Source organism: Bacillus sp. JK74, assembly GCF_053663395.1.
Genome location: NZ_JBSJQB010000004.1, coordinates 167,077 through 186,519, shown reverse-complemented (window position 1 = coordinate 186,519; position 19,443 = coordinate 167,077). Strand labels below are relative to the sequence as shown.

Here is a 19,443-nt window from a genome sequence, read left to right as displayed (position 1 = left end):
GGGAGACATAGTCTTCTTGATGTTTTGTACCAAACAATCTCTGTCCACTTCCTTTTAGCCGACCGGCCTCACGATGTTTTATTCTATTTGTCATCATACCATAAGTGCCTTCTTCTCACCTTCCCCTTCTGTCCTGCATGACGGGTGAAAGAAAAAACAGCCTGCGGGATTGTTCGCGGGCTGCTTTTGTTCATATCTTTTTTATGACCTTTCCCGGGTTTCAGCGGTCTGTCTCCCGCGCGGCAAAACCGCCCGCGCATCAGAAAAACGTTCAGGACACCGACAGCCATTCCATGTGAACAAGAGGAAGCGATTGTGCTTCCTCTTTTTTAATGTACCGTCAGATTTCTTCTCTCTTTTTTTATAAACAAAATTTGTAAGACTAGAGCTCTTTTCTCAGGGGAAATTAATTATGTAATTGAGAAGAGGAGGTTTAAAAAACGATTATGGAAAAGCGTGAATTAGCGGCTCACGAGTCGCTGGACTTACATGAAATCATTAACTTCAAGACGCTTTGTGTAGCGAAATCCAAGCTCATGCAAGGGCTTGTGTTTGATCAGGATCTGAAAACGTTAATGGAAAAAGACGTTCAGCAAGCCTCGCAAAACCTTGCTGATCTGCAGGCGGTTTATGAACGGGCATCTTTTCAGGCTCCTGTTCCTCAAAACCGGCCGACTTCGATCATTAATTGAAAGGAAGGTAAGCATCATTGAATCATGACTATTTAGATCCAATCAATTCATTACACGTCCCTGAACTCGCAGATATGACATTCGCAATGGATTTTCTTTTACGGGCAAAAGAAGGCGTCAGAAATACCGCCGTCGCTTTAACAGAAACCGCTTCACCTGATGTAAGAGCTTTGCTGCGCAAACAGCTCATGCAGGGAATCGCGATGCATCAGGAAATTACCGACTTGATGGTCAGCAAAAAGTGGTTTCACCCGCATGATCTGAGCGAACAGTATAAACTGGACCAGCTCTCTGCGAAAAATACCCTCATGGTCGGAAACATGAATCTGTTTCCCGTTGAAACGAACAGAAAAGGGATGTTTGACCGCACACCTGATGAACACTAACACTGGAGGTATTACAGCATGAAGGCCGTAACGTATCAAGGAGTGAAAAACGTCGTAGTCAAAGACGTGCCTGATCCGAAGATTGAAAAACACGATGACATGATTATAAAAGTCACAAGTACGGCAATTTGCGGATCAGATTTACATTTAATCCACGGACTCATTCCGAACTTGCAGGAAGACTATATTATCGGGCATGAACCGATGGGCATTGTGGAAGAAACCGGTCCCGGCGTGACGAAAGTCAAAAAAGGCGACCGCGTCATTATTCCTTTTAATATCGCCTGCGGAGAATGCACTTATTGTAAAAATCACCTGGAAAGCCAATGTGATCAATCAAATGAAAACGGCGATATGGGCGCTTATTTCGGCTATTCAGGGAGTACCGGCGGCTATCCGGGCGGCCAGGCCGAATATTTACGCGTCCCTTTTGCGAACTTCACCCATTTTAAAGTCCCCGAAACATGCGAAGAACCGGATGAGAAATTGAGTGTTATTGCCGATGCGATGACAACCGGTTTTTGGAGCGTTGACAATGCCGGCGTAAAAGCAGGCGATACGGTCATCGTTCTCGGCTGCGGGCCCGTGGGCCTTTTCGCTCAAAAATTCTGCTGGTTAAAGGGAGCGAAACGCGTCATAGCCGTAGACTATGTCAACTACCGTCTCCAGCATGCGAAACGGACGAATAAAGTGGAAATCGTGAACTTCGAAGACCACGAAAATACGGGCAGCTACCTGAAGGAAATCACCAAAGGCGGCGCCGACGTTGTCATTGACGCCGTCGGCATGGACGGAAAAATGACAGATCTGGAGTTCCTCGCCAGCGGATTAAAACTTCAAGGCGGGGCCATGAGCGCATTGGTCATCGCGTCCCAAGCGGTGCGAAAAGGCGGAACGATTCAGATTACGGGTGTGTACGGCGGCAGATACAACGGGTTTCCCCTTGGCGATATCATGCAGCGGAACGTCAATATCCGATCAGGACAAGCTCCGGTTATCCATTATATGCCGTATATGTTTGAACTGGTGTCAACCGGCAAAATTGATCCGGGCGATGTTGTAAGCCATGTCATTCCGCTTAGTGAAGCGAAGCACGGCTATGAGATGTTTGACACGAAAACAGATGATTGTATTAAAGTTGTACTCAAACCTTAGAGAACGGAGGCTACAGAAATGGCCAGCGCCTTACATGAATTACTCGAAATTCAGGAGATGGCTTCTTTTAAGTCACTTTGTCTGACGAAATCCAAAACCATGAAAGCGCTCGTATCCGATCCGCAGCTGAAAGAAATCATGCAGCAGGATGCGGATACATCAACAAGGCAATTGCAGGAATTTGCCTCGATTTTATCTGATGCAAAGCACGAATAGGAGATGAATAACGAATGAATCCGATTATGGAATACTTGACGGGGATGGATGCACTGACAGACCAAATTGTCGCTATGGATTTATTGAATTCGGCAAAAAGCGGAGTCAGAAACTATGCGATGGCGGCGACGGAAGCCGGAACGCCTGAAGTGAAAGCGATCCTCACCCGTCACTTAGAAGAAGCCATCGACATGCACGAGCAAATCTCACGCTATATGATGGAAAAAGGCTGGTATCATCCGTGGAACACAGATGAACAAGTCCGGTTTAATTTACAAAATATTGATACGGCGCTCCGCCTGCCCGTCCTATAAATGTTTTGCTGCTGAGACAGCACCTCTGGCTCAAGCTTCAACGAAACAGCTCTGCAGCTTCTCCAGCCTTTCTTCGGGCTGTTATTGGGGCTTGCAGCGGTGAATGCGTGCGTGGCAGCTGCCGGACGTTCGCAAATAGAGCAGAGAAGGCAGAACAATTTGTTCTGCCTTTTCATTATCTGCCCCATTCGAGCGATTATTCACGTAGCTTGAACTCCCTTAAACGCACTCATCACAAGATCATGCACATAGGAATCATTCACCTCATCACCTGTGATCAACAGGCGATAGAAAATCGGTCCGTAAATGAGATCGATGCTTACTTCAATATCAAGATTCTCTCTTAATTCACCTTTCTGAATTCCCTTTTCCAGAAGGCCTTTCGCTTGGAGGCGGCGGGGCTGGAAAAATCGCGTGCGATATTCTTCCGCCAATTTTGCATCCAGCTGTCCCGCACCGATTAATTCCTTAATAACGGTTCCTTCCCGGCTTGTCAAAAACTTTGCTAAATTCGCGGCGTGGATCAATATATCTTGCACTGTTGATCCTGTATCGGGCACAGGCAGTCTGTCCGTAGCGGTCGAAAGAAAGCTGTCCATGATAACGGCAGCCTTGTTTGACCACCATTTATAAATCGTTGCCTTACTCACTTTGGCACGCTCTGCAATTTTATCGACTGTCACCGCGTCAAAGCCATTTTCCAACAATAGGTCATAGGCAGCAGAAAGAATCGCCTTATGTGTTCCTTCATCACGCGGCCGTCCTCGTTTACTCTGCACATGAATCATTCCTTCCCGAATTATAAACGATACGTTCAGTATACTTAACATGATAAAAAAATAAAACAGAAGCCTATTTACAAAACTGAACGTTCAGTATATTATTTACTTATAAAAACTAAACGTACAGTTTAGTAAATGCTCAACACTCCGCAAAACCTTAGCACTAAAAATCTATGGAGAGGAGATGAATCAGCAAAATATTTATCAAACCTCATAAAATCATTAAAAAGGAGTTCATTCACATGGCTACGTTAAACAAACAAAAAGCAGATCAGAGAATCTCAACTGGTTTAACCCTTCTTCTCGCAACGGCATGCGGTATCATTGTCGCTAATCTTTATTATGCACAGCCCTTGGCAGGATTCATCAGTGCGGCAATCGGGCTTTCTCCAAGCAGTGCCGGATTGATTGTCACGCTGACTCAAATCGGATACGTTGCCGGCCTACTGTTTCTCGTCCCTTTGGGAGATATTATCGAAAACAGAAAACTTGTCGTGGTATCGCTCCTACTAAGCGCAGCCGCTCTAACTCTGACAGCATGTGTGAAGCATGGAACACTGTTTTTAGCCGCTGCGTTTTTCATCGGACTGGGATCCATCGCAGCCCAAGTGCTAGTTCCGTTCGCATCATACCTTGCACCAGATGCCGCACGAGGCCGGGTTGTCGGCAATGTGATGAGCGGCCTGCTTCTCGGTATTATGCTTTCCCGTCCGATATCCAGTCTGGTCGCTGATATATGGGGGTGGAATGCCATATTTGCTTTATCCGCCGCGTTAAGTGTTGTCCTGGCAATCGTCTTATCAAAAGTGCTTCCTGCCAGAAAACCAACAGCAAACACAAGCTACACCGTCTTACTCGGTTCAATGTGGAAGCTGCTGCGCACGACTCCGGTCTTACGCCGCCGTGCCATTTATCATGCGTTTGTATTTGGAGCTTTCAGCTTATTCTGGACGACTGTACCTTTATTATTGTCCGGTCCTGCTTTTCATTTTTCTCAAAAGGCAATCGCGCTGTATGCATTAGCGGGCATTGCGGGTGCAGCGGCTGCACCGATAGGCGGCCGTCTGGCTGATCGCGGCTTGACCCGGCTTGCCACCGGAATCGCTCTCGGTGTTGTCATCGTTTCTTTATTACTCCCGCTCATGATTCAGAGCAGCTCCCCCGTCGGAATAGCAGTTCTGGTGGCCGCAGCTATCCTGTTGGATATGGGGGTATCTGCCAATCTCGTACTCAGTCAGCGTGCCATTTTTTCGTTGGCACCTGAATTTCGCAGCCGATTAAACGGATTATTTATGGCAATCTTCTTTCTGGGCGGTGCTATAGGATCATCAATCGGAGGATGGGCATACGCCTCAGGCGGGTGGAGTATCACATTATGGATTGGAATCGCTTTTCCGGTCATAGCATTGCTTTATTTCACCACGGAGAAATAACTCTTTCCCCAAAAATAAGCCGTCAGGACCAAGCTGACAGCTTTTTTTTGGTGTATTCTTCTTTACATCCATCCGAACAAAAAATCCGGATTCATGAAAAGATGATATTGATTCTTTACGCCCCGCTCATATAGCCGGACTTCCAATTCTTTCAGCAGCGGTAAAACCATGTCATAATATGTTAAGAAATAATTGCGCCATAGGCAGGTGAAACACATGAAGAAGTATTTATATAAACACCTTTTGTTAGCTCTGATTTCATCCGTTTGCTTTTTATTGGTCTTTTATGTGAGTTTAAAAGTGACACAAGAAGACACACCGCCGTTGTCTGACCGGTTTTACCTTTTTATTTATCTGTACATAGCAGCCGGATATTTGACGGTCGGCCTTGTTTCAGCTTGTATGACTGATATCTTGAAGAATCGCTGGACATTGAATAAAACGTCTTCCATTCTATTAAAACTTATCGTTTACTTACTCATACCGTATGCTATTTTTCATTGTTTCTTCATTTTAATGGCGCCGTTGATTTATGTGCTGTTTGAGTCGTTATTCATCCTGAGAAAAGCTTCATAATCAGAAAAAAACATACCGCTTGCTGCCGATATGTTTTTAACATGCTTGTCAGTTGTCCGCGGTGATTCGTTTGATGTTTTCTTCCATCAAGCCGGAAATGAGCTGTTCGTTTGTATGAGGAATCTGTTTGAGCTGTTGTACGACCAGCCCTTGTCTTGCAGCTGAATGATTTTGACTCAGCTTTGCTTGCCCCTCTATTTTGCTGATTTTGATTTTAAAACCTTTTACCCCTTTGTTCATGCCTGCCAGCAATTTCGCATCGACATCCTCTAATTTGTACGGGCTGTCGGGGCTTTCATATTTCAATACGAGATCACTCATCGATTGCACGGTTTCTTCCTCATCCAAAAGCTCCGCCTCTCCGTAAACATGAACCGCCACATAATTCCATGTGGGAACAGCCTGATTCGTCTCATACCATTTAGGCGAGATATAACAATGAGGCCCTTGAAAAACGGCTAACACGTTTTGGCCATCAATCTCTTTCCATTGGGGGTTCGGCAATGCAAAATGACCGTATAAGCATTCGTTATCCTTACTCATCATCAATGGCAGATGGGTTGCATACGGCATGCCCCCCGCCGTTGAAAACAATGCTGCGAAACCATACTCTTTGATTACATCGCACGCTTCAGCTTCACTCAGCTGAAATGGAGCCGGAATATACATACAAAACTCTCCTCTCTGAACATGGATTGATAAAGCGCTTTCCGCTATAATAAAATATCAACTGACATTTAAAAAGATACAGTTTCAAATAAATACACATGTCAGAGGAGAACATCTGATGAAAAATTTGATTTTCGCTTTCAGAAGCGGCACCCCGAAATACAAACAAATTTACGAGCAATTTAAAACATTGATTGAGCAGGGAAATATTCAGGCAGATGAGCGGCTGCCTTCGATTCGGGAGCTGGCGGATTCCCTGCGGGTAAGCCGCAATACAACGCTGATGGCTTATGATCTTCTTTTAGCGGAGGGATACATTCGCGGGGAAACGCGCAAAGGTTATTTTGCAAATGAAGTAGAACCTTCTTTATTTCAAAAAGAAAACGATGTTGTTTACGCTGAGCAAACCGAATCAACTCAGCCGGCCCTGATTGATTTTCGCGCCGGAGCCGTCGATCAAAAGCATTTTCCTCTGAAAACATGGAGAAAATTATACAATCAAGTTTTGACATCAGAGAAAAGCTTCCTGTACGGTGAACCGTTCGGCGAGAGAGACCTGCGTGAGCAAATTGCCGCTTATCTCTTGGAATCCCGCGGGGTGAAAACAGATGCGGATTCCATTATCATCGGCAGCAGCACCCAGCAGATGCTGATTTATCTCAGCCGGATTCTGAAAGAGGATTTTTCGGGAATTATCGTTGAAGACCCTGGGTTTGACGGTGCCAGAGCGGCATTTCAATTTCACGGGCTATCTATGGAAACGATGCCTGTCTATGAAAACGGAGCTGATTTTTCTCAATTACATGCAATGAAAGAAAAATTAATCTATGTGACCCCATCCCATCACAGCCCTTACGGCGTAAGCATGTCCATTCAGCAGCGCCAAACACTGATCAATTGGGTGAATCATAGAGAGGGTTATATTCTTGAAGATGATTATGACAGTGAATTCCGTTATACACAGCAGCCGTTTCCCGCTCTTGCTTCCATTCAATCAGACCGGGTGATTTATTTAGGGAATTTCTCAAAATCCTTTCTACCGGGCATCCGCATAAGCTATATGGTTTTGCCGCAGCGCCTTTTGCACCGGTATAAAAAACGGTTTATTCATTTCGAAAGCACCGCTTCTTCGCTTAACCAGCTGACCATGGCTGAATTGATGAAGGCCGGTGAATGGACCCGCCATATTAAGCGCATGCGCACTGTCTACAAGCGTAAGATGCAGCACTTGACTTCACATATCAAGCAGCAGTTCGGCGATCAGGTGACGATCATCGGCGAGCAGTCGGGATTGTATATATTGGTGAGAGTTCACCTGAACTATACAGAAGAAACATTAATCGAACGCGCTTTTCAGTACGGAGTGAAGGTATATCCTACCGCTGTTTATTTCGTTGCCGGAAAGCCCGAACCGCCGATCATAAAGTTAGGTTTCGCCCATCTCGATACGGATCAGATCACACAGGGCGTACAGCTTTTGAGAAAAGCTTGGCTGTCATGAAAGAAAAAAGGCGCCGAACGGCGCCTTTTTTTATCTTTTATTTCGTATTTCTTGTGAATTTCGGCAGTCCAAATATAATGGCGGCGATGCCGCAGATTCCGATTAAAACGGGATAGAAAGAGTATGGCAGGATGCTGACGGGTGAAATATTCCCGAATTTCCCGGCTGATAACAGCTGCGCGCCGTAAGGAATCAATCCTTGTATCATACACGAAAAGATATCCAGAATACTTGCCGATTTTCTGTTGTCGATGCTGAATTTATCAGCGATATTCTTTGCAATCGGCCCGGCTGCGATAATGGAGATCGTATTATTGGCCGCAGCCAGATTCGTCACGCTGACCAGTCCGGCAATGCCGGCTTCGGCGCCTTTTTTTGAACGGATTCGTTTCGTGATAAATTCCAGTAAAAAGTCGATCCCGCCGTTTTGTTTCATTACGCCGACCATCCCGCCGATCAGCATGGACAGGATGATCAGATCGCTCATTCCGGCGATTCCATCCGTAATTGCCTTAAAATAAGAGTCAAACGTCAGGCTGCCGCCCGCCAATCCGATGATCCCCGTCAAAACCAATCCGCCGAATATGACAGCCATCACATTAAAACCGATTAACGCAAAAACTAACACGGCGACATAAGGAAGCACCTTAATCCAGCTGTAAGATGCAGCGCCCGCATGGCCCGCGTGGCCTGCCGGAATAAAAAATAAGATAATAACCGTTAAAATAGCAGCGGGCAAAACAATCAGGAAGTTCGTTTTGAATTTATCCATCATTTGTGTTTTTTGCGTCCGGACTGACGCAATGGTCGTATCGGAAATAAAAGAAAGATTATCTCCGAACATAGCTCCGCCGACCACAGCTGCCATTGTAATCGCGCCGGAGATGCCAAGCTCTCCGCTCAGACCCGCGCTGATCGGCGCAACCGCCGCAATCGTGCCCATTGATGTTCCCATCGATATAGAAATAAAACAAGCAATGATAAACAGCCCCGGCAGCAAAAACTGCTGCGGAATTATGCTCAAAGCAAGATTGACAGTTGAATGCACCGCTCCCATCGCCTCAGCCGCTGAAGCAAAGGCACCTGCCAATATAAAAATCATAACCATAATGATAATATCAGGATGTCCCGCACCGGAAGCGAACCATTCTATTTTTTGATTGAGCGATTTCTTCCGGTTAAATAACAGCGCAAAAGCTGACGCAATGATCGCGGCAATCAAGATCGGCAATTTATAAAAATCTCCGGTCACCAGACCAGAGCCGACAAAAAGCCCTACGAATAAGACTAAAGGCAATAACGCCCAAGGATTCTTATGATTGTTCATCTGGGTAAACCACCTCTTTTCAGCATTAAAGTCGCTAATCACAGTCTAAGCAACATTTCACACTTTAAAAGTCTGCAGTAAAAAAGTCAAGCTGAAAAAAGGATAAGTAATGATTGATAAGATAGAAAAAGCTGTTTTGTTTCCTCTCTTTAGAAAATAAAAAAACCAAGGCTCGTTTCCCTTGGTACATTTCATGCGGCCCGGCGCCCGGGACACCTTCTCTTCATTCAGAAATACATTCAGCTTTCAATCTGTTTTTAAGTTTCGCTTCATTTTCAAGGATATCTTCGTAATCCTCAATCTTCCTGTTTAATCGTTTTATGGTTTCATCAATTTCCCTCTGTTTCTCCGTCAGCCTTTTCCTTTCATTTATCAGGATGTTTTTTCGGGGTTCGATCGTATGATCGGCTCCTTCAATAAATAAAGCGGTATATTCAATCAGCGCCTCAATCGACAGCCCGGCACTTCTCATGCATTTTATAAATTGAATCCAATTCACATCATCTTCGTCATAATCGCGGATGCCGCTTTCATCGCGTTTTACCGGAGGAATCAGTCCTATACTTTCATAATACCTAAGCGTCGCGGCTGATAACTCAACCTGCTTTGCAGCCTGCGCAATCTTCATATTCTTACCACCCATCCTTCATACCTTTCATAAGCGTCCATTATAGAATATCATTTCATAGAAAAATAAACCAAACCCCTTGACTTAAAGTCCGCTTTAACATTTAAAGTAAAACCGAACAGAGGATTCATCACTTTATCTTGGAAAGGAAGATAACCATGTGCAATAATCATCCGACTCGTGTATTAAGCGCTCCGCATGCAAAAGCTAAATTTGAGCGGACGACGATTGAGAGAAGAGCATTACGGCCGCACGATATCCTGATTGATATTAAGTACAGCGGGATTTGTCACTCAGACATCCACAGCGCATTCGATGAATGGGGCGGCGGAATCTTTCCGATGGTTCCCGGACACGAAATTGCCGGAGTTGTGGAAGCCGTGGGTGAAGAAGTCACCACATTTGCCGCCGGCGACCGTGTGGGTGTCGGCTGTTTTGTAGACTCCTGCGGGGAATGTGAATACTGCCTGAACGGAGACGAACAATATTGCACAAAAGGCGTTGTTCAGACTTATAATAACCTGGACTACGACGGAAATCCTACATACGGCGGCTACAGCCAGAAAATAGTTGTCACTGACAGATTCGTTGTCCGGATTCCCGATCAGCTGAATTTGGATGCTGCCAGTCCGCTATTGTGCGCGGGCATTACCACCTATTCTCCGCTGAAACACTGGAATGCCGGTCCCGGCAAAAAAGTGGCGATTGTCGGAATGGGCGGGCTCGGACATTTAGCCGTTCAATTCGCGCACGCTTTAGGCGCAGAGGTCACCGTCCTCAGCCGCTCAATGAACAAAAAAGACGAAGCGCTTGAATTTGGAGCCGATCACTACTTTGCGACAAGCGATCCGAATACATTCACTGAGCTGGCCGGACGATTTGATCTTATTTTAAATACAGTATCCGCGAACCTTGACGTAGATGCCTACTTATCCCTGCTTCGCATTGACGGTACATTGGTAAATGTGGGAGCGCCCGCTAAGCCGGACTCATACAGTGTGTTCTCCTTAATCACGGGCCGCCGCAGCATTGCGGGTTCACTCGTCGGCGGTATTCCGCAGACTCAGGAGATGCTTGATTTCGCCGCCGAGCACGGCATTGCTCCTAAAATTGAAGTGATACCGGCCGATCAAGTTAACGAAGCGTACGAACGGGTTCTCCAAAGCGATGTCCGCTACCGTTTCGTTATTGATATTGCAACTTTATAATTCTCATAAAAAACATACCAATATCTATTGGTATGTTTTTTTCAGCGCAGATTATTTTTTATTTGAGCAGCCATCCGGGCACCGCTTTGATATAAACCAATTCGCCGATCAGCTCAACAATCGTCTGTGTGACGATAACAGCAGCGGCTAATGAGGCCCAAGCATCCGGCAGAGCCAGCGCTAACGGAAGGACTGCGAGAGAATTCCTTGTGCCCGTGCTGAAGATCAATGCTCTTCCTTCACCTGTATCCAGACGGAACGCATATGCGATAAAACGGGAGACAAACGGCATAATGAGCAGGAATAACAGATAGATCGGAATCACACGTATAATGATGTCAGCATCATTGATGACCTTGCCGATTTGTGTGGCGACGACCGCCAATAAGACCAGAGCCATAAAAGGAACAGGCAGCCACGCCGTCCATTCCAACACCTTTTCTCCCGCCGGCTTCTTATCAGCCCATAGTTGAGTCATCACCGCCGCCAGCAGCGGCACCGCTATTAACAATAAGAATGCCTCCAGAAACGGTCCCGCATGAACAGCCCCTGTCACTTCTTTCCCGATAAACAGCCATAGGTATAACGGAAGCAATACCATCTGAACGGCGAACAAAACCGGCGTGGAAGCCAGTATTAATCTCTCATTTCCTTTGCCGAGCTGAGTAAAGACGATGACGTAATCAATACAAGGTGTAAGCAATACCAAACAAACCCCTGATAATATAGGAGGAGATTGAGGAAAAATAGCGGTTAACACCCATACAACGACAGGTACAGCTAAGAAATTACCGATCAGTAAAGCCGCCATAAACTTAAGATTTGACATGGCTTCCCTCAGCTTCAAGAATGGGATTTGGGCAAACATGGCATACATGAGAACAGCGATAAGCGGTGATATCGTCCATCCCCAGCGAAGTCCTGAATCTTTCCCGGCGATCCCCGCTATTCCGCCGATCACAAGAGTCACACCATATATCCAAATTTGCTGTTTTTCTAATGTCTCTCTGGTTATTTTCATTGGCTGACACCTCTTCTCCGCCCATTATACCTTCTTTTCTGCCGCTCTTGCATTAAGGTCCTGCCGGAATTAAAAAACACCAAGGGTCTGTGACACTTGGTGTTTTTGGAACGCGGCCGAGAGATACGGGTTGAGAACCGTTAATTCTTGTAAATAACCCCCAAAAAGTATTTTTGGCGTACTGTTCCTTATCGAATAAAAGCATTCTCTTTCATTTCCAAAGCATCATCCAGCCATCTCGGGTGCATCGGCAAAAGATGTTCAGGTAATTCATGGATATTAAAATATCTGATTTCCATGGCTTCCTCTGTGGACTTTTTCAAAGTGCCGCCGATGACGTCACATTGAAAACAATTGGTAATAAAATGGCTGACTCTGCCGTCAGGGTATATAAAGGTTTGTGAACTCGGATCAGAATAAACGCCTATCATTTTAGAGACTTTCACCACTAATCCAGTTTCCTCTTCTATTTCTCTTATAATTGCTTGTTCTACTGTTTCACCAGGTTCCACATGGCCTGAAGGAATGCCCCATAAACCATTATCAGCACGCTTCATTAATAAAACGGAACTTGATTCTTTAATTATAATTCCAGCGACTCCGGCTTTCACTTGTTCTGTCCATTGGAAATCCGGTTTTTTCCGTACTTCTGCCTTTATTTCATTATCGAACAAGTCCTTCAGATCGCGGATCACAACATCCGGATTTCTAAAATCATGTTTTGCAGGAAATAAAGTATGTTGATCAGAAACTAATACGGAAGTTATGCCTATTTGGTTTGCTCCGACAATATCTGTTTCAGGCGTATCCCCGATCATAACGCATCTCTCTTTATCCTCAAAAGGCTCGAGTACTTTTTCAAATATTGAAGACGCCGGTTTTCCAATTATCATCGGCTCTTTAGCAGCTGCTGTTTTAACAGCCGCGACTATAGCGCCTGTCGCGGGAGCTGGTCCGTTAGCGGCAGGAAATGTTTTATCCCCGTTTGCAGCGATAAATGAAGCTCCGCAGCGGATGAGGTTTACTGCCTTATGCACATCCTGAAATGTAATATTCTGATCCCATCCAATGACAACAGCCTCCGCCTGATCTTCCGTAAGATCAATACCGGCCTTTTGAATTTCACTTTTAAGTTGGTCATTTCCCAATATATATGCCTTCTTTATTCCTTCACTGACAAGGTAATCAGCTGTTGCCCACCCCGCAGTAAACACTTCACCAATACTTGCTGAAATCCCCAGTTTATGAAGGCGTTTCACAATCGTTTCTCTTGTAACACAAGGATCATTCGTTAAAAAGCGAATGGCTTTCTTTTCTTCACGGAGTCGTTTTAAAGAGGCCACAGCTCCTGGTAAAGCTTTATCTCCTATATATATCACTCCGTCTAAATCAAATAAAAATACATCATAATTCTTGGAAATCATCGTAACACTCCTTAAGCGGTTGTCTCTTGGTTAATAGTTGAGCGATACGCAAAATGATTTGTAGGGCCTTGTCCTTTCCCGATTCCTAAGGGATGTTTAATGGCTGCTGAAATGAATTCCTTTCCAGTTGCCACTGATTCCGGTATGCTGTGCTGCTTTGCAAGCTCTGCAGTTATCACAGCTGAAAATGTACATCCTGTTCCATGAGTATGCTTTGTATCAAAGCGGGGAGAAACAAATTCCTCGAAGTCCTCGTCAAAGTACAAAATATCACGGGCTTCTCCGTTCAGGTGCCCCCCTTTTACGACAGCACTTTTCGCCCCGTATACCTCCACTATTTCTTTCGCCGCATCACGCATCTGCTGTACAGTCTCGATTGATTTGCCGATGATTACTTCCGCTTCCGGAATGTTCGGTGTAATAACAGTTGTTTGGGGTATTAATAATTTCTTCAAATGATCAATGGCGTCCTTATGGAGCAGATGATGTCCGCTTTTAGCAATCATAACCGGATCCATCACATACGATTGAATATTTGCGTCTTTTAACTTTTCTGCCAGCAATTCAATAATTTCTATACTTGCAAGCATACCGGTTTTGACAGCATCCGGTTTTATATCATCCATGACACAGTCTATTTGCTGAGATATATTCTGTAGAGACATCTCCTCAAAACTTTTCACACCAAGTGTGTTTTGTGCAACAACTGATGTAATAACAGCCATTCCATATACCTTTTGTTCCTGAAATGTTTTTAAATCCGCATGAATTCCCGCCCCTCCGGAAGGATCAGTCCCAGCAATCGAAAGCGCTTTATAAATATCCGTCAACTTACACTCCTCCTTCAGGCAGGTTTCACTGCTTTAAAAATGACAAAAGGCGGATATTCCTTTTCACATTTCCAATTATTAAATTGAAACTCTTTCTCTATGGCTTTTACATGCTCTTGGTCAATATCGTTTAACGTTGGTTCTGATAAAGTTACATTATCAAAACCTGCATGAGTTAATAGTTTATAATACATTGACTTCGGCCAATGAAAATCATTTAAAATTAAATCTGCTTGTCCCGGAACATGGAGCCATTCATTTCTTTCTTCTCCGTAAGAATATTCTTTCCCCGGTATTCCATTGCGGAAGGTTGAAAATTCAATTCCGGTTGAATCAGGATTCGTATCGAGTATGACAAATGAAGCTCCTGGTTTTAACACACGAAAAATTTCATTTATGATACCTTTGATACGCTGGTCACTATCCGTATTAATAAAAACATAACAGGCCATTGCAGCATCAACCGAGTGATCTGGTAAGAAGGAAAGATTATCGTGTTCAATTAAATGATAGTCCACATGAGGATGTTGTCTTTTTGCCTTTGCTATATCTAACATCTTCCTTGATTCATCGACTGCGATCACATTGCAGCCTATTCTGTCAGCCAGCCTATAAGCTACCTTTCCCGGACCGCATCCGAAATCCAGCACCTTTTTAATCTCCGCTTTATCAAAAGTACGAAAAACAAACTCAAAACCTAACGTTTGTTCTAAAACGTCATTATAAGCATCGAATTTACCAGCAACACTGTCTTCTTTCCATGAAGTTTTCATTGAATTTCCTCCTTTTGCTCAATTGAGAAATAATGAGACCACTTATTCCTGACGAAAAATTGATATATAGGAAGTAAACTTTGAAATAGAGAATGACCCATATCCCGTTTATATGCAATATGCTGGTATATACTGAAAAGGAAAAGAATCTGTTTCCAGTAATCAGGTAAATCGAGCATTTCAATATCGTTTTTAGTCATAGAAATTTGATCTTTCCTAAGTAATTCTTCATACTTTAAGACTGTTTCAATGGACGGCCAGTTATTTCCCTCAGGCATTTTCGGAAATTCAAATTCCGGAATATCATGGTGATTTTCAGCTTCTTCAAGCACCGTTTTCGCCCATTCATGATCTGAATCATAAATATGGATTGATCCCGCATTATGAAAATATTCTCCGACTTCTAAACGCAGTTCTCTGGCCATTAATTCCTGCATGAAGGTAAATGAGAAAAGATCACTGATCATCCCGCGAAAAGCATCATTTGCACGCATGACAGAAGACATGTATAATTCGCCTTCCCTCACAAAAAACTGCAAACCGATTGTGCAGGAAACATCTATATTTTCTGAAACGAAGAGTTCCGAAGCATCGAATATTTGAATAAATGCCCTTTTTGAATCAATATCTTCTTGTGTCAAAAGATTTTTTATTCTATTCCATTGATTTAGTTTTGCATTTCCGAATTCAAATATTTTAGGCCCATACGCAGTGCCTGTTAATGTTTTTTTATTCATTGAATATGAAGGCATTTTTTTATTGTAATAACTGATAAAATCTAAGTCGTTACTCCCCGATAAATACCATAACACTTCAGCAAAATTAAACACGATATTGGTTTTTCTTGAGGATAAATAAGTGACACGTTCTATTGGATTTTCCAGAGTCAGATGGTAGTTCAATTGTTCTCTGCTTTTTTGTCCGCGCGGTGAATTGAAAAATTCAGGGTTGTGATAGATGTCATACAGCGTTTCCATATATGCTTCATGAAAAGTTCTCTTTCTCATTGAGATTCCGCCTTATATGCTGCAAAGATATTTTTAATGTTCTCTAATAAATCATCTGTATCTTTATAGCTGATGTACTCAACATCCGCCACTGCATTTAACCCTTGAATTAAGAAAGCATAATCCTTGTCCTTTTCTAGAAATAGCACGATCTTTTTTTTCAAGGCAGAAGCCCATCCAATTTCTATATGTGTTCCGGGAGAAGCGGGTGATCCGGGGAATGCTGCAAAAAGGTCGCAAGTGCTTATTTCATCAAAATCAATTTTAGTGCATTGAAGGGGTGTCATGAAATCTTTCCCCCACCCTTCCCGCTTGTGAGCATTATGAACCAGCCATCCTTCATTCTCAAAAAAGGAAATTAATGATTCCAGCTTTCCCCTCTCATACGTACTCATCAATCCAGTTTTCTCATCTACTAAACTTTTAAAAGGCCCTGCCAGAAAAACTTTTTTCGTCGCCACTTCATATCACCCTTTCAAAATAAATAAAGCCACTTTCCTCTATGGAAAGTGGCTTAAATATAGATAAGATAAAGAATCTCTCTAATTTTTCACTTCCCTACGCTGGTATTAACCAAATCAGGTTCAAAGGGTCAGGACGTATTGTCTCTTCTCAGCTATTAAAGCTCCCCTAGTGACTTTTTATAAATATTTACTTTAATTCTATGCTATTCCATATAAATAGTCAAACAATGACCGGCAAAAAGCGCTGCGGATATCTCTGGGATTTCCCTTCCTTGCAGCTTACCCACTAGTTTTAAAACCTTCCGGCCTCTTTTTTCCTGCCAACGAATAAGGTCACGGCAACACTCGCTGAACTGACCAAAGTCCCCAGAACGGCAGCAAGAATTGTCAAAAAGCCATGGGGAATCAGAAATCCAATCGGAATGAGGCCCGCAAACGTGAGAACGATAAAACATTGATAGACGCCGGATATGATTCTTACAACCAAGCTGCTAAAAAAGGACATGACGAATGGCGGAATGAACAAACATAAAATGATTCCGAGTGAGATCAATAAAATCATAGGCTCGTCAAAAGAAATGACATGATCGCCGGGAGACTCTTCAGCAGCCGCGAATACAGCAAATATAGACATCATCAGCGTAAGAAAAACAAGAAAAAACCTTTTCAGCAACGTTATGACTCCTTCTTATAAAAACGGGTATCCTTTTTTAATGACAATAACCATTTTATGTTATCAAATGAAATAATATGAAGTCAATTGATGAATGAATCATAATAAAGCGTGTCATTTTCTTCCGTGAAGCCGTATCAGCAAATGGTTTGAAGAGAAACAGAAACCTGGCTGTTAAAGCCGCTTATAGGAGGAGCAAGGATAAATTTATTACAAATTCATTTTCACTGACTGCCAATCAATTAAAATGGTCAGACAAAAAACCACATTTGCTGTTGAGTAGTTGTGGAATAAAGCATCGCATCAACTGCACTATGACAAGCTGAAACGTTAATATTTTGTGTTTCAGCCATTCAATCGCTATATTTGATCATGCTGTCCCAATACGATTTTTTTATAGTCTTTGCAGCAGCAAAGTCCTCTGGAATCCTATACTAATCTTCCGCAGCCGCTGCATCGGCCTTTGTCACATGAACTGTACCAAACGGATGGTTGGGAGGAGCGTAAATTGAATATAGTTTTAACGGCGTATTACCCGTATTAATCACATTGTGCCACGTGCCGGCAGGGACAACAATGGCATAATCATCATAGACATTTCTTCGGAAACTTAAATGATCTTTACTCTTGCCCATTTTAACTAGCCCTCGGCCTTGCTCAATCCGTAAGAATTGATCTACGTTAGGATGGATCTCCAAACCGATATCTTCTCCAATGCCAAGACTCATCAAAGTAATTTGAAAATGCTTTCCTGTCCATAGGGCCGTACGGAACGTATTGTTTTGTTTTGCGGCTTTATTGATATTCACGACAAATGGTTTTGGTCCATAATCTTTCAAGAGAAGGTTTCTATCTTCGTATGAAGGATCATAGTTATTTGGAACAGTCCAATAAACAGATCTTCCATCGCTATACATCGGCACATTCACACAATAATAACATTGATGCGAAAAAGGTATATAATACATTTTTCATCCCCGCAATTTTAAATTTTTGTGATATTATCCTATGCGTTTTGTAATGAGAGTGTGCCACACTAAGGAATTCCCTTGTTCAGCCTAAAAGACTGAAGTTAGCAGAATCGTTTTGGCCACAAAACCCGTTTGCATAAAAAATACCAAAGGCCTGTAACTCTTGGGTAATACTGTTGCAGCCGAGAAACTTGAACCTGCCCGGGGTATGCACTCACCAGTCCGACAACCAAGAGATATTGTGTTTTCTGTTCCACAAGCCGATTAAAACAGCCACAGTCACATAACTGGACGTATTCAACACAAAAAAGAGCAGTAAACCCGTAAGTTACTGCTCTCCTCAGTCTATCCACCGTTCATTTGTTTTACAATGTATTCAGCATCATTTCCTACACCTTGAAGCAGCGCTGAACCTCGCCTATGCTGCCAAGGCAAACCAATAAAGTACAATCCCTCCGCAGCTGAAACACCCCGGTGATGTATAATTCGGCCTTCCTTATCCAAAACACCTTCTATTTTCATCCACCAAAGCGGATTCTTAAAACCAGTTGCCCAAATAACATTGTTTACTTCTATTGAAGATGAGTCTTTAAAAATGATTTCATTCTGCTTTCCGGCTATGACTCTTTGTTTTAAGATGATCTTCTTCTGTCTTATTGCATGTTTTAATTCATACCCAAATATGGGGTCGCCTTTCTTTTGAATGAACTTGCCTAATATTGATGTATGACTTGCATGTAAAACTCCTAATTTATCAAACCACCAAAAAATGCTTCTTTTTCCAATCCATAAAGGGAAATAAACCGGTTTATTACTGCAAGCCAAATATGTAACTCTTTCTTTGGATAATTCAACAGCTATCTGAGCCCCGCTATTCCCGCCGCCGACTACTAGTACATTCCCAGGCGCCAGTTGTTTTGAATGTTTATATTGTGAAGAATGTAATTGATGAATATGACCGGCTACATCCTTTGATATTGATGGGATGTTAGGGGTATGAAAAGGACCTGCGGCCATCACAAGATTCTTCGTTTGATATTCTTCCCGGTTTGTTTTTATTAAGAAATAGTTGTTTAATTTTTGGACACTTATTACTTCTGTCCGTAATTGGATCGGGATTTCAAATCTTTCAACATATTTTTTCAGATAAGCAGCAATTTCATTTTTTGAAGGGAGTCCATGCTTGTCTCCTTCAAGATGCATTCCCGGCAAAGAGCTGTACATTCGAGAAGTAAATAAAACCAATGAGTCATACCGGTTTTTCCAGCTTTCCCCCACTTCATGACTTTTATCCAAAATGATAAACTTTTGTTCCGACTTCTTTAGATAATATCCTACTGAGATTCCTGCCTGACCGGCTCCGATTACTATCGTGTCGTACATATGAATCCCC

Annotated in this window: 22 protein-coding genes, 1 pseudogene and 1 riboswitch; of the genes and pseudogenes, 10 read left to right on the top strand and 13 right to left on the bottom strand. The window is 43.2% G+C overall.

The annotated features are described in order from the left end of the window. Positions 1–446: 446 nt before the first annotated feature. The 6 genes and pseudogenes from ACWJJ5_RS14180 to ACWJJ5_RS14155 all read left to right on the top strand — a co-directional run. Positions 447–692, top strand: coding sequence for a spore gernimation protein GerQ (locus tag ACWJJ5_RS14180; RefSeq protein WP_070081430.1), 246 nt, complete (start codon positions 447–449; stop codon positions 690–692). 17 nt (positions 693–709) lie between these two features. Next, positions 710–1,078 (top strand): spore coat protein, encoded by a 369-nt coding sequence (locus ACWJJ5_RS14175; RefSeq protein WP_070081429.1) that lies wholly within the window; start codon positions 710–712, stop codon positions 1,076–1,078. A gap of 18 nt (positions 1,079–1,096) precedes the next feature. Next, the gene (locus ACWJJ5_RS14170; protein ID WP_003156072.1) at positions 1,097–2,233 is read left to right on the top strand and encodes a zinc-dependent alcohol dehydrogenase; all 1,137 of its coding nucleotides are present in this window, start codon (positions 1,097–1,099) and stop codon (positions 2,231–2,233) included. 18 nt (positions 2,234–2,251) lie between these two features. Continuing rightward, on the top strand, positions 2,252–2,449 hold the full coding sequence (locus tag ACWJJ5_RS14165; RefSeq protein ID WP_003156073.1) for a hypothetical protein: 198 nt from the start codon (positions 2,252–2,254) through the stop codon (positions 2,447–2,449). 14 nt (positions 2,450–2,463) lie between these two features. After that, complete coding sequence (locus tag ACWJJ5_RS14160; protein WP_016937108.1) at positions 2,464–2,763, top strand: spore coat protein; 300 nt, start codon at positions 2,464–2,466, stop codon at positions 2,761–2,763. A 51-nt stretch (positions 2,764–2,814) separates the two neighbouring features. Beyond that, positions 2,815–2,892, top strand: a pseudogene (locus tag ACWJJ5_RS14155) (hypothetical protein); the annotation flags it as partial. Between the two features lie 71 nt (positions 2,893–2,963). Here the strand turns inward: ACWJJ5_RS14155 and ACWJJ5_RS14150 are convergent. After that, a complete protein-coding gene (locus ACWJJ5_RS14150; RefSeq protein ID WP_102422381.1) occupies positions 2,964–3,542 on the bottom strand; it encodes a TetR/AcrR family transcriptional regulator in 579 nt (192 codons plus the stop codon). Between the two features lie 245 nt (positions 3,543–3,787). On the opposite strand from ACWJJ5_RS14150, the gene ACWJJ5_RS14145 reads away from it, so the two are divergent. Together ACWJJ5_RS14145 and ACWJJ5_RS14140 are read left to right on the top strand one after the other, a co-directional pair. Continuing rightward, complete coding sequence (locus tag ACWJJ5_RS14145) at positions 3,788–4,978, top strand: MFS transporter (RefSeq protein WP_070081427.1); 1,191 nt, start codon at positions 3,788–3,790, stop codon at positions 4,976–4,978. 216 nt (positions 4,979–5,194) lie between these two features. Further along, positions 5,195–5,554 (top strand): hypothetical protein, encoded by a 360-nt coding sequence (locus ACWJJ5_RS14140; protein WP_070081426.1) that lies wholly within the window; start codon positions 5,195–5,197, stop codon positions 5,552–5,554. 48 nt (positions 5,555–5,602) lie between these two features. Here ACWJJ5_RS14140 and ACWJJ5_RS14135 read toward each other — a convergent pair whose 3' ends face one another. After that, on the bottom strand, positions 5,603–6,223 hold the full coding sequence (locus ACWJJ5_RS14135; protein ID WP_060675340.1) for an FMN-binding negative transcriptional regulator: 621 nt from the start codon (positions 6,221–6,223) through the stop codon (positions 5,603–5,605). Between the two features lie 118 nt (positions 6,224–6,341). On the opposite strand from ACWJJ5_RS14135, the gene pdxR reads away from it, so the two are divergent. Then, complete coding sequence (pdxR, locus tag ACWJJ5_RS14130) at positions 6,342–7,724, top strand: MocR-like pyridoxine biosynthesis transcription factor PdxR (protein WP_070081425.1); 1,383 nt, start codon at positions 6,342–6,344, stop codon at positions 7,722–7,724. Positions 7,725–7,761: 37 nt separating this feature from the next. Here pdxR and ACWJJ5_RS14125 read toward each other — a convergent pair whose 3' ends face one another. Beyond that, on the bottom strand, positions 7,762–9,051 hold the full coding sequence (locus ACWJJ5_RS14125; RefSeq protein WP_070081424.1) for a Na+/H+ antiporter NhaC family protein: 1,290 nt from the start codon (positions 9,049–9,051) through the stop codon (positions 7,762–7,764). A gap of 223 nt (positions 9,052–9,274) precedes the next feature. Beyond that, positions 9,275–9,679 (bottom strand): MerR family transcriptional regulator, encoded by a 405-nt coding sequence (locus ACWJJ5_RS14120; protein ID WP_007409338.1) that lies wholly within the window; start codon positions 9,677–9,679, stop codon positions 9,275–9,277. Positions 9,680–9,837: 158 nt separating this feature from the next. Here ACWJJ5_RS14120 and ACWJJ5_RS14115 point away from each other — a divergent pair, with 158 nt between their 5' ends. Further along, positions 9,838–10,887 carry an NAD(P)-dependent alcohol dehydrogenase gene (locus tag ACWJJ5_RS14115; RefSeq protein ID WP_070081423.1) on the top strand — a complete coding sequence of 350 codons (1,050 nt, stop codon included), beginning with the start codon at positions 9,838–9,840 and terminating at the stop codon, positions 10,885–10,887. A 58-nt stretch (positions 10,888–10,945) separates the two neighbouring features. Here ACWJJ5_RS14115 and ACWJJ5_RS14110 read toward each other — a convergent pair whose 3' ends face one another. The 9 genes from ACWJJ5_RS14110 to ACWJJ5_RS14070 form a co-directional block, all read right to left on the bottom strand. Continuing rightward, positions 10,946–11,908 (bottom strand): arsenic resistance protein, encoded by a 963-nt coding sequence (locus ACWJJ5_RS14110; protein ID WP_367069566.1) that lies wholly within the window; start codon positions 11,906–11,908, stop codon positions 10,946–10,948. Positions 11,909–12,096: 188 nt separating this feature from the next. Then, the gene (locus ACWJJ5_RS14105; RefSeq protein WP_070081421.1) at positions 12,097–13,332 is read right to left on the bottom strand and encodes an HAD-IIA family hydrolase; all 1,236 of its coding nucleotides are present in this window, start codon (positions 13,330–13,332) and stop codon (positions 12,097–12,099) included. Positions 13,333–13,343: 11 nt separating this feature from the next. After that, complete coding sequence (gene thiD, locus ACWJJ5_RS14100) at positions 13,344–14,162, bottom strand: bifunctional hydroxymethylpyrimidine kinase/phosphomethylpyrimidine kinase (protein WP_454022480.1); 819 nt, start codon at positions 14,160–14,162, stop codon at positions 13,344–13,346. Between the two features lie 14 nt (positions 14,163–14,176). Further along, a complete protein-coding gene (locus tag ACWJJ5_RS14095; RefSeq protein ID WP_060675335.1) occupies positions 14,177–14,935 on the bottom strand; it encodes a class I SAM-dependent methyltransferase in 759 nt (252 codons plus the stop codon). Continuing rightward, positions 14,932–15,942: a thymidylate synthase gene (locus ACWJJ5_RS14090; protein WP_102422376.1), complete on the bottom strand. Its 1,011-nt coding sequence runs from the start codon at positions 15,940–15,942 to the stop codon at positions 14,932–14,934. Before ACWJJ5_RS14090 ends, ACWJJ5_RS14095 begins: the two co-directional genes overlap by 4 nt. After that, complete coding sequence (locus ACWJJ5_RS14085; RefSeq protein WP_014417011.1) at positions 15,939–16,403, bottom strand: TIR domain-containing protein; 465 nt, start codon at positions 16,401–16,403, stop codon at positions 15,939–15,941. The genes ACWJJ5_RS14090 and ACWJJ5_RS14085 overlap by 4 nt, the downstream gene beginning before the upstream one ends. A gap of 77 nt (positions 16,404–16,480) precedes the next feature. Continuing rightward, a riboswitch (TPP riboswitch) is annotated at positions 16,481–16,584 on the bottom strand. A 114-nt stretch (positions 16,585–16,698) separates the two neighbouring features. Further along, positions 16,699–17,079: a hypothetical protein gene (locus tag ACWJJ5_RS14080; RefSeq protein WP_070081418.1), complete on the bottom strand. Its 381-nt coding sequence runs from the start codon at positions 17,077–17,079 to the stop codon at positions 16,699–16,701. A 434-nt stretch (positions 17,080–17,513) separates the two neighbouring features. Then, complete coding sequence (locus tag ACWJJ5_RS14075) at positions 17,514–18,047, bottom strand: cupin domain-containing protein (RefSeq protein WP_070081417.1); 534 nt, start codon at positions 18,045–18,047, stop codon at positions 17,514–17,516. Positions 18,048–18,395: 348 nt separating this feature from the next. Continuing rightward, positions 18,396–19,433, bottom strand: a complete 1,038-nt coding sequence (locus ACWJJ5_RS14070; protein ID WP_070081416.1) for a flavin-containing monooxygenase — start codon at positions 19,431–19,433, stop codon at positions 18,396–18,398. Between the last annotated feature and the right edge of the window lie 10 nt (positions 19,434–19,443).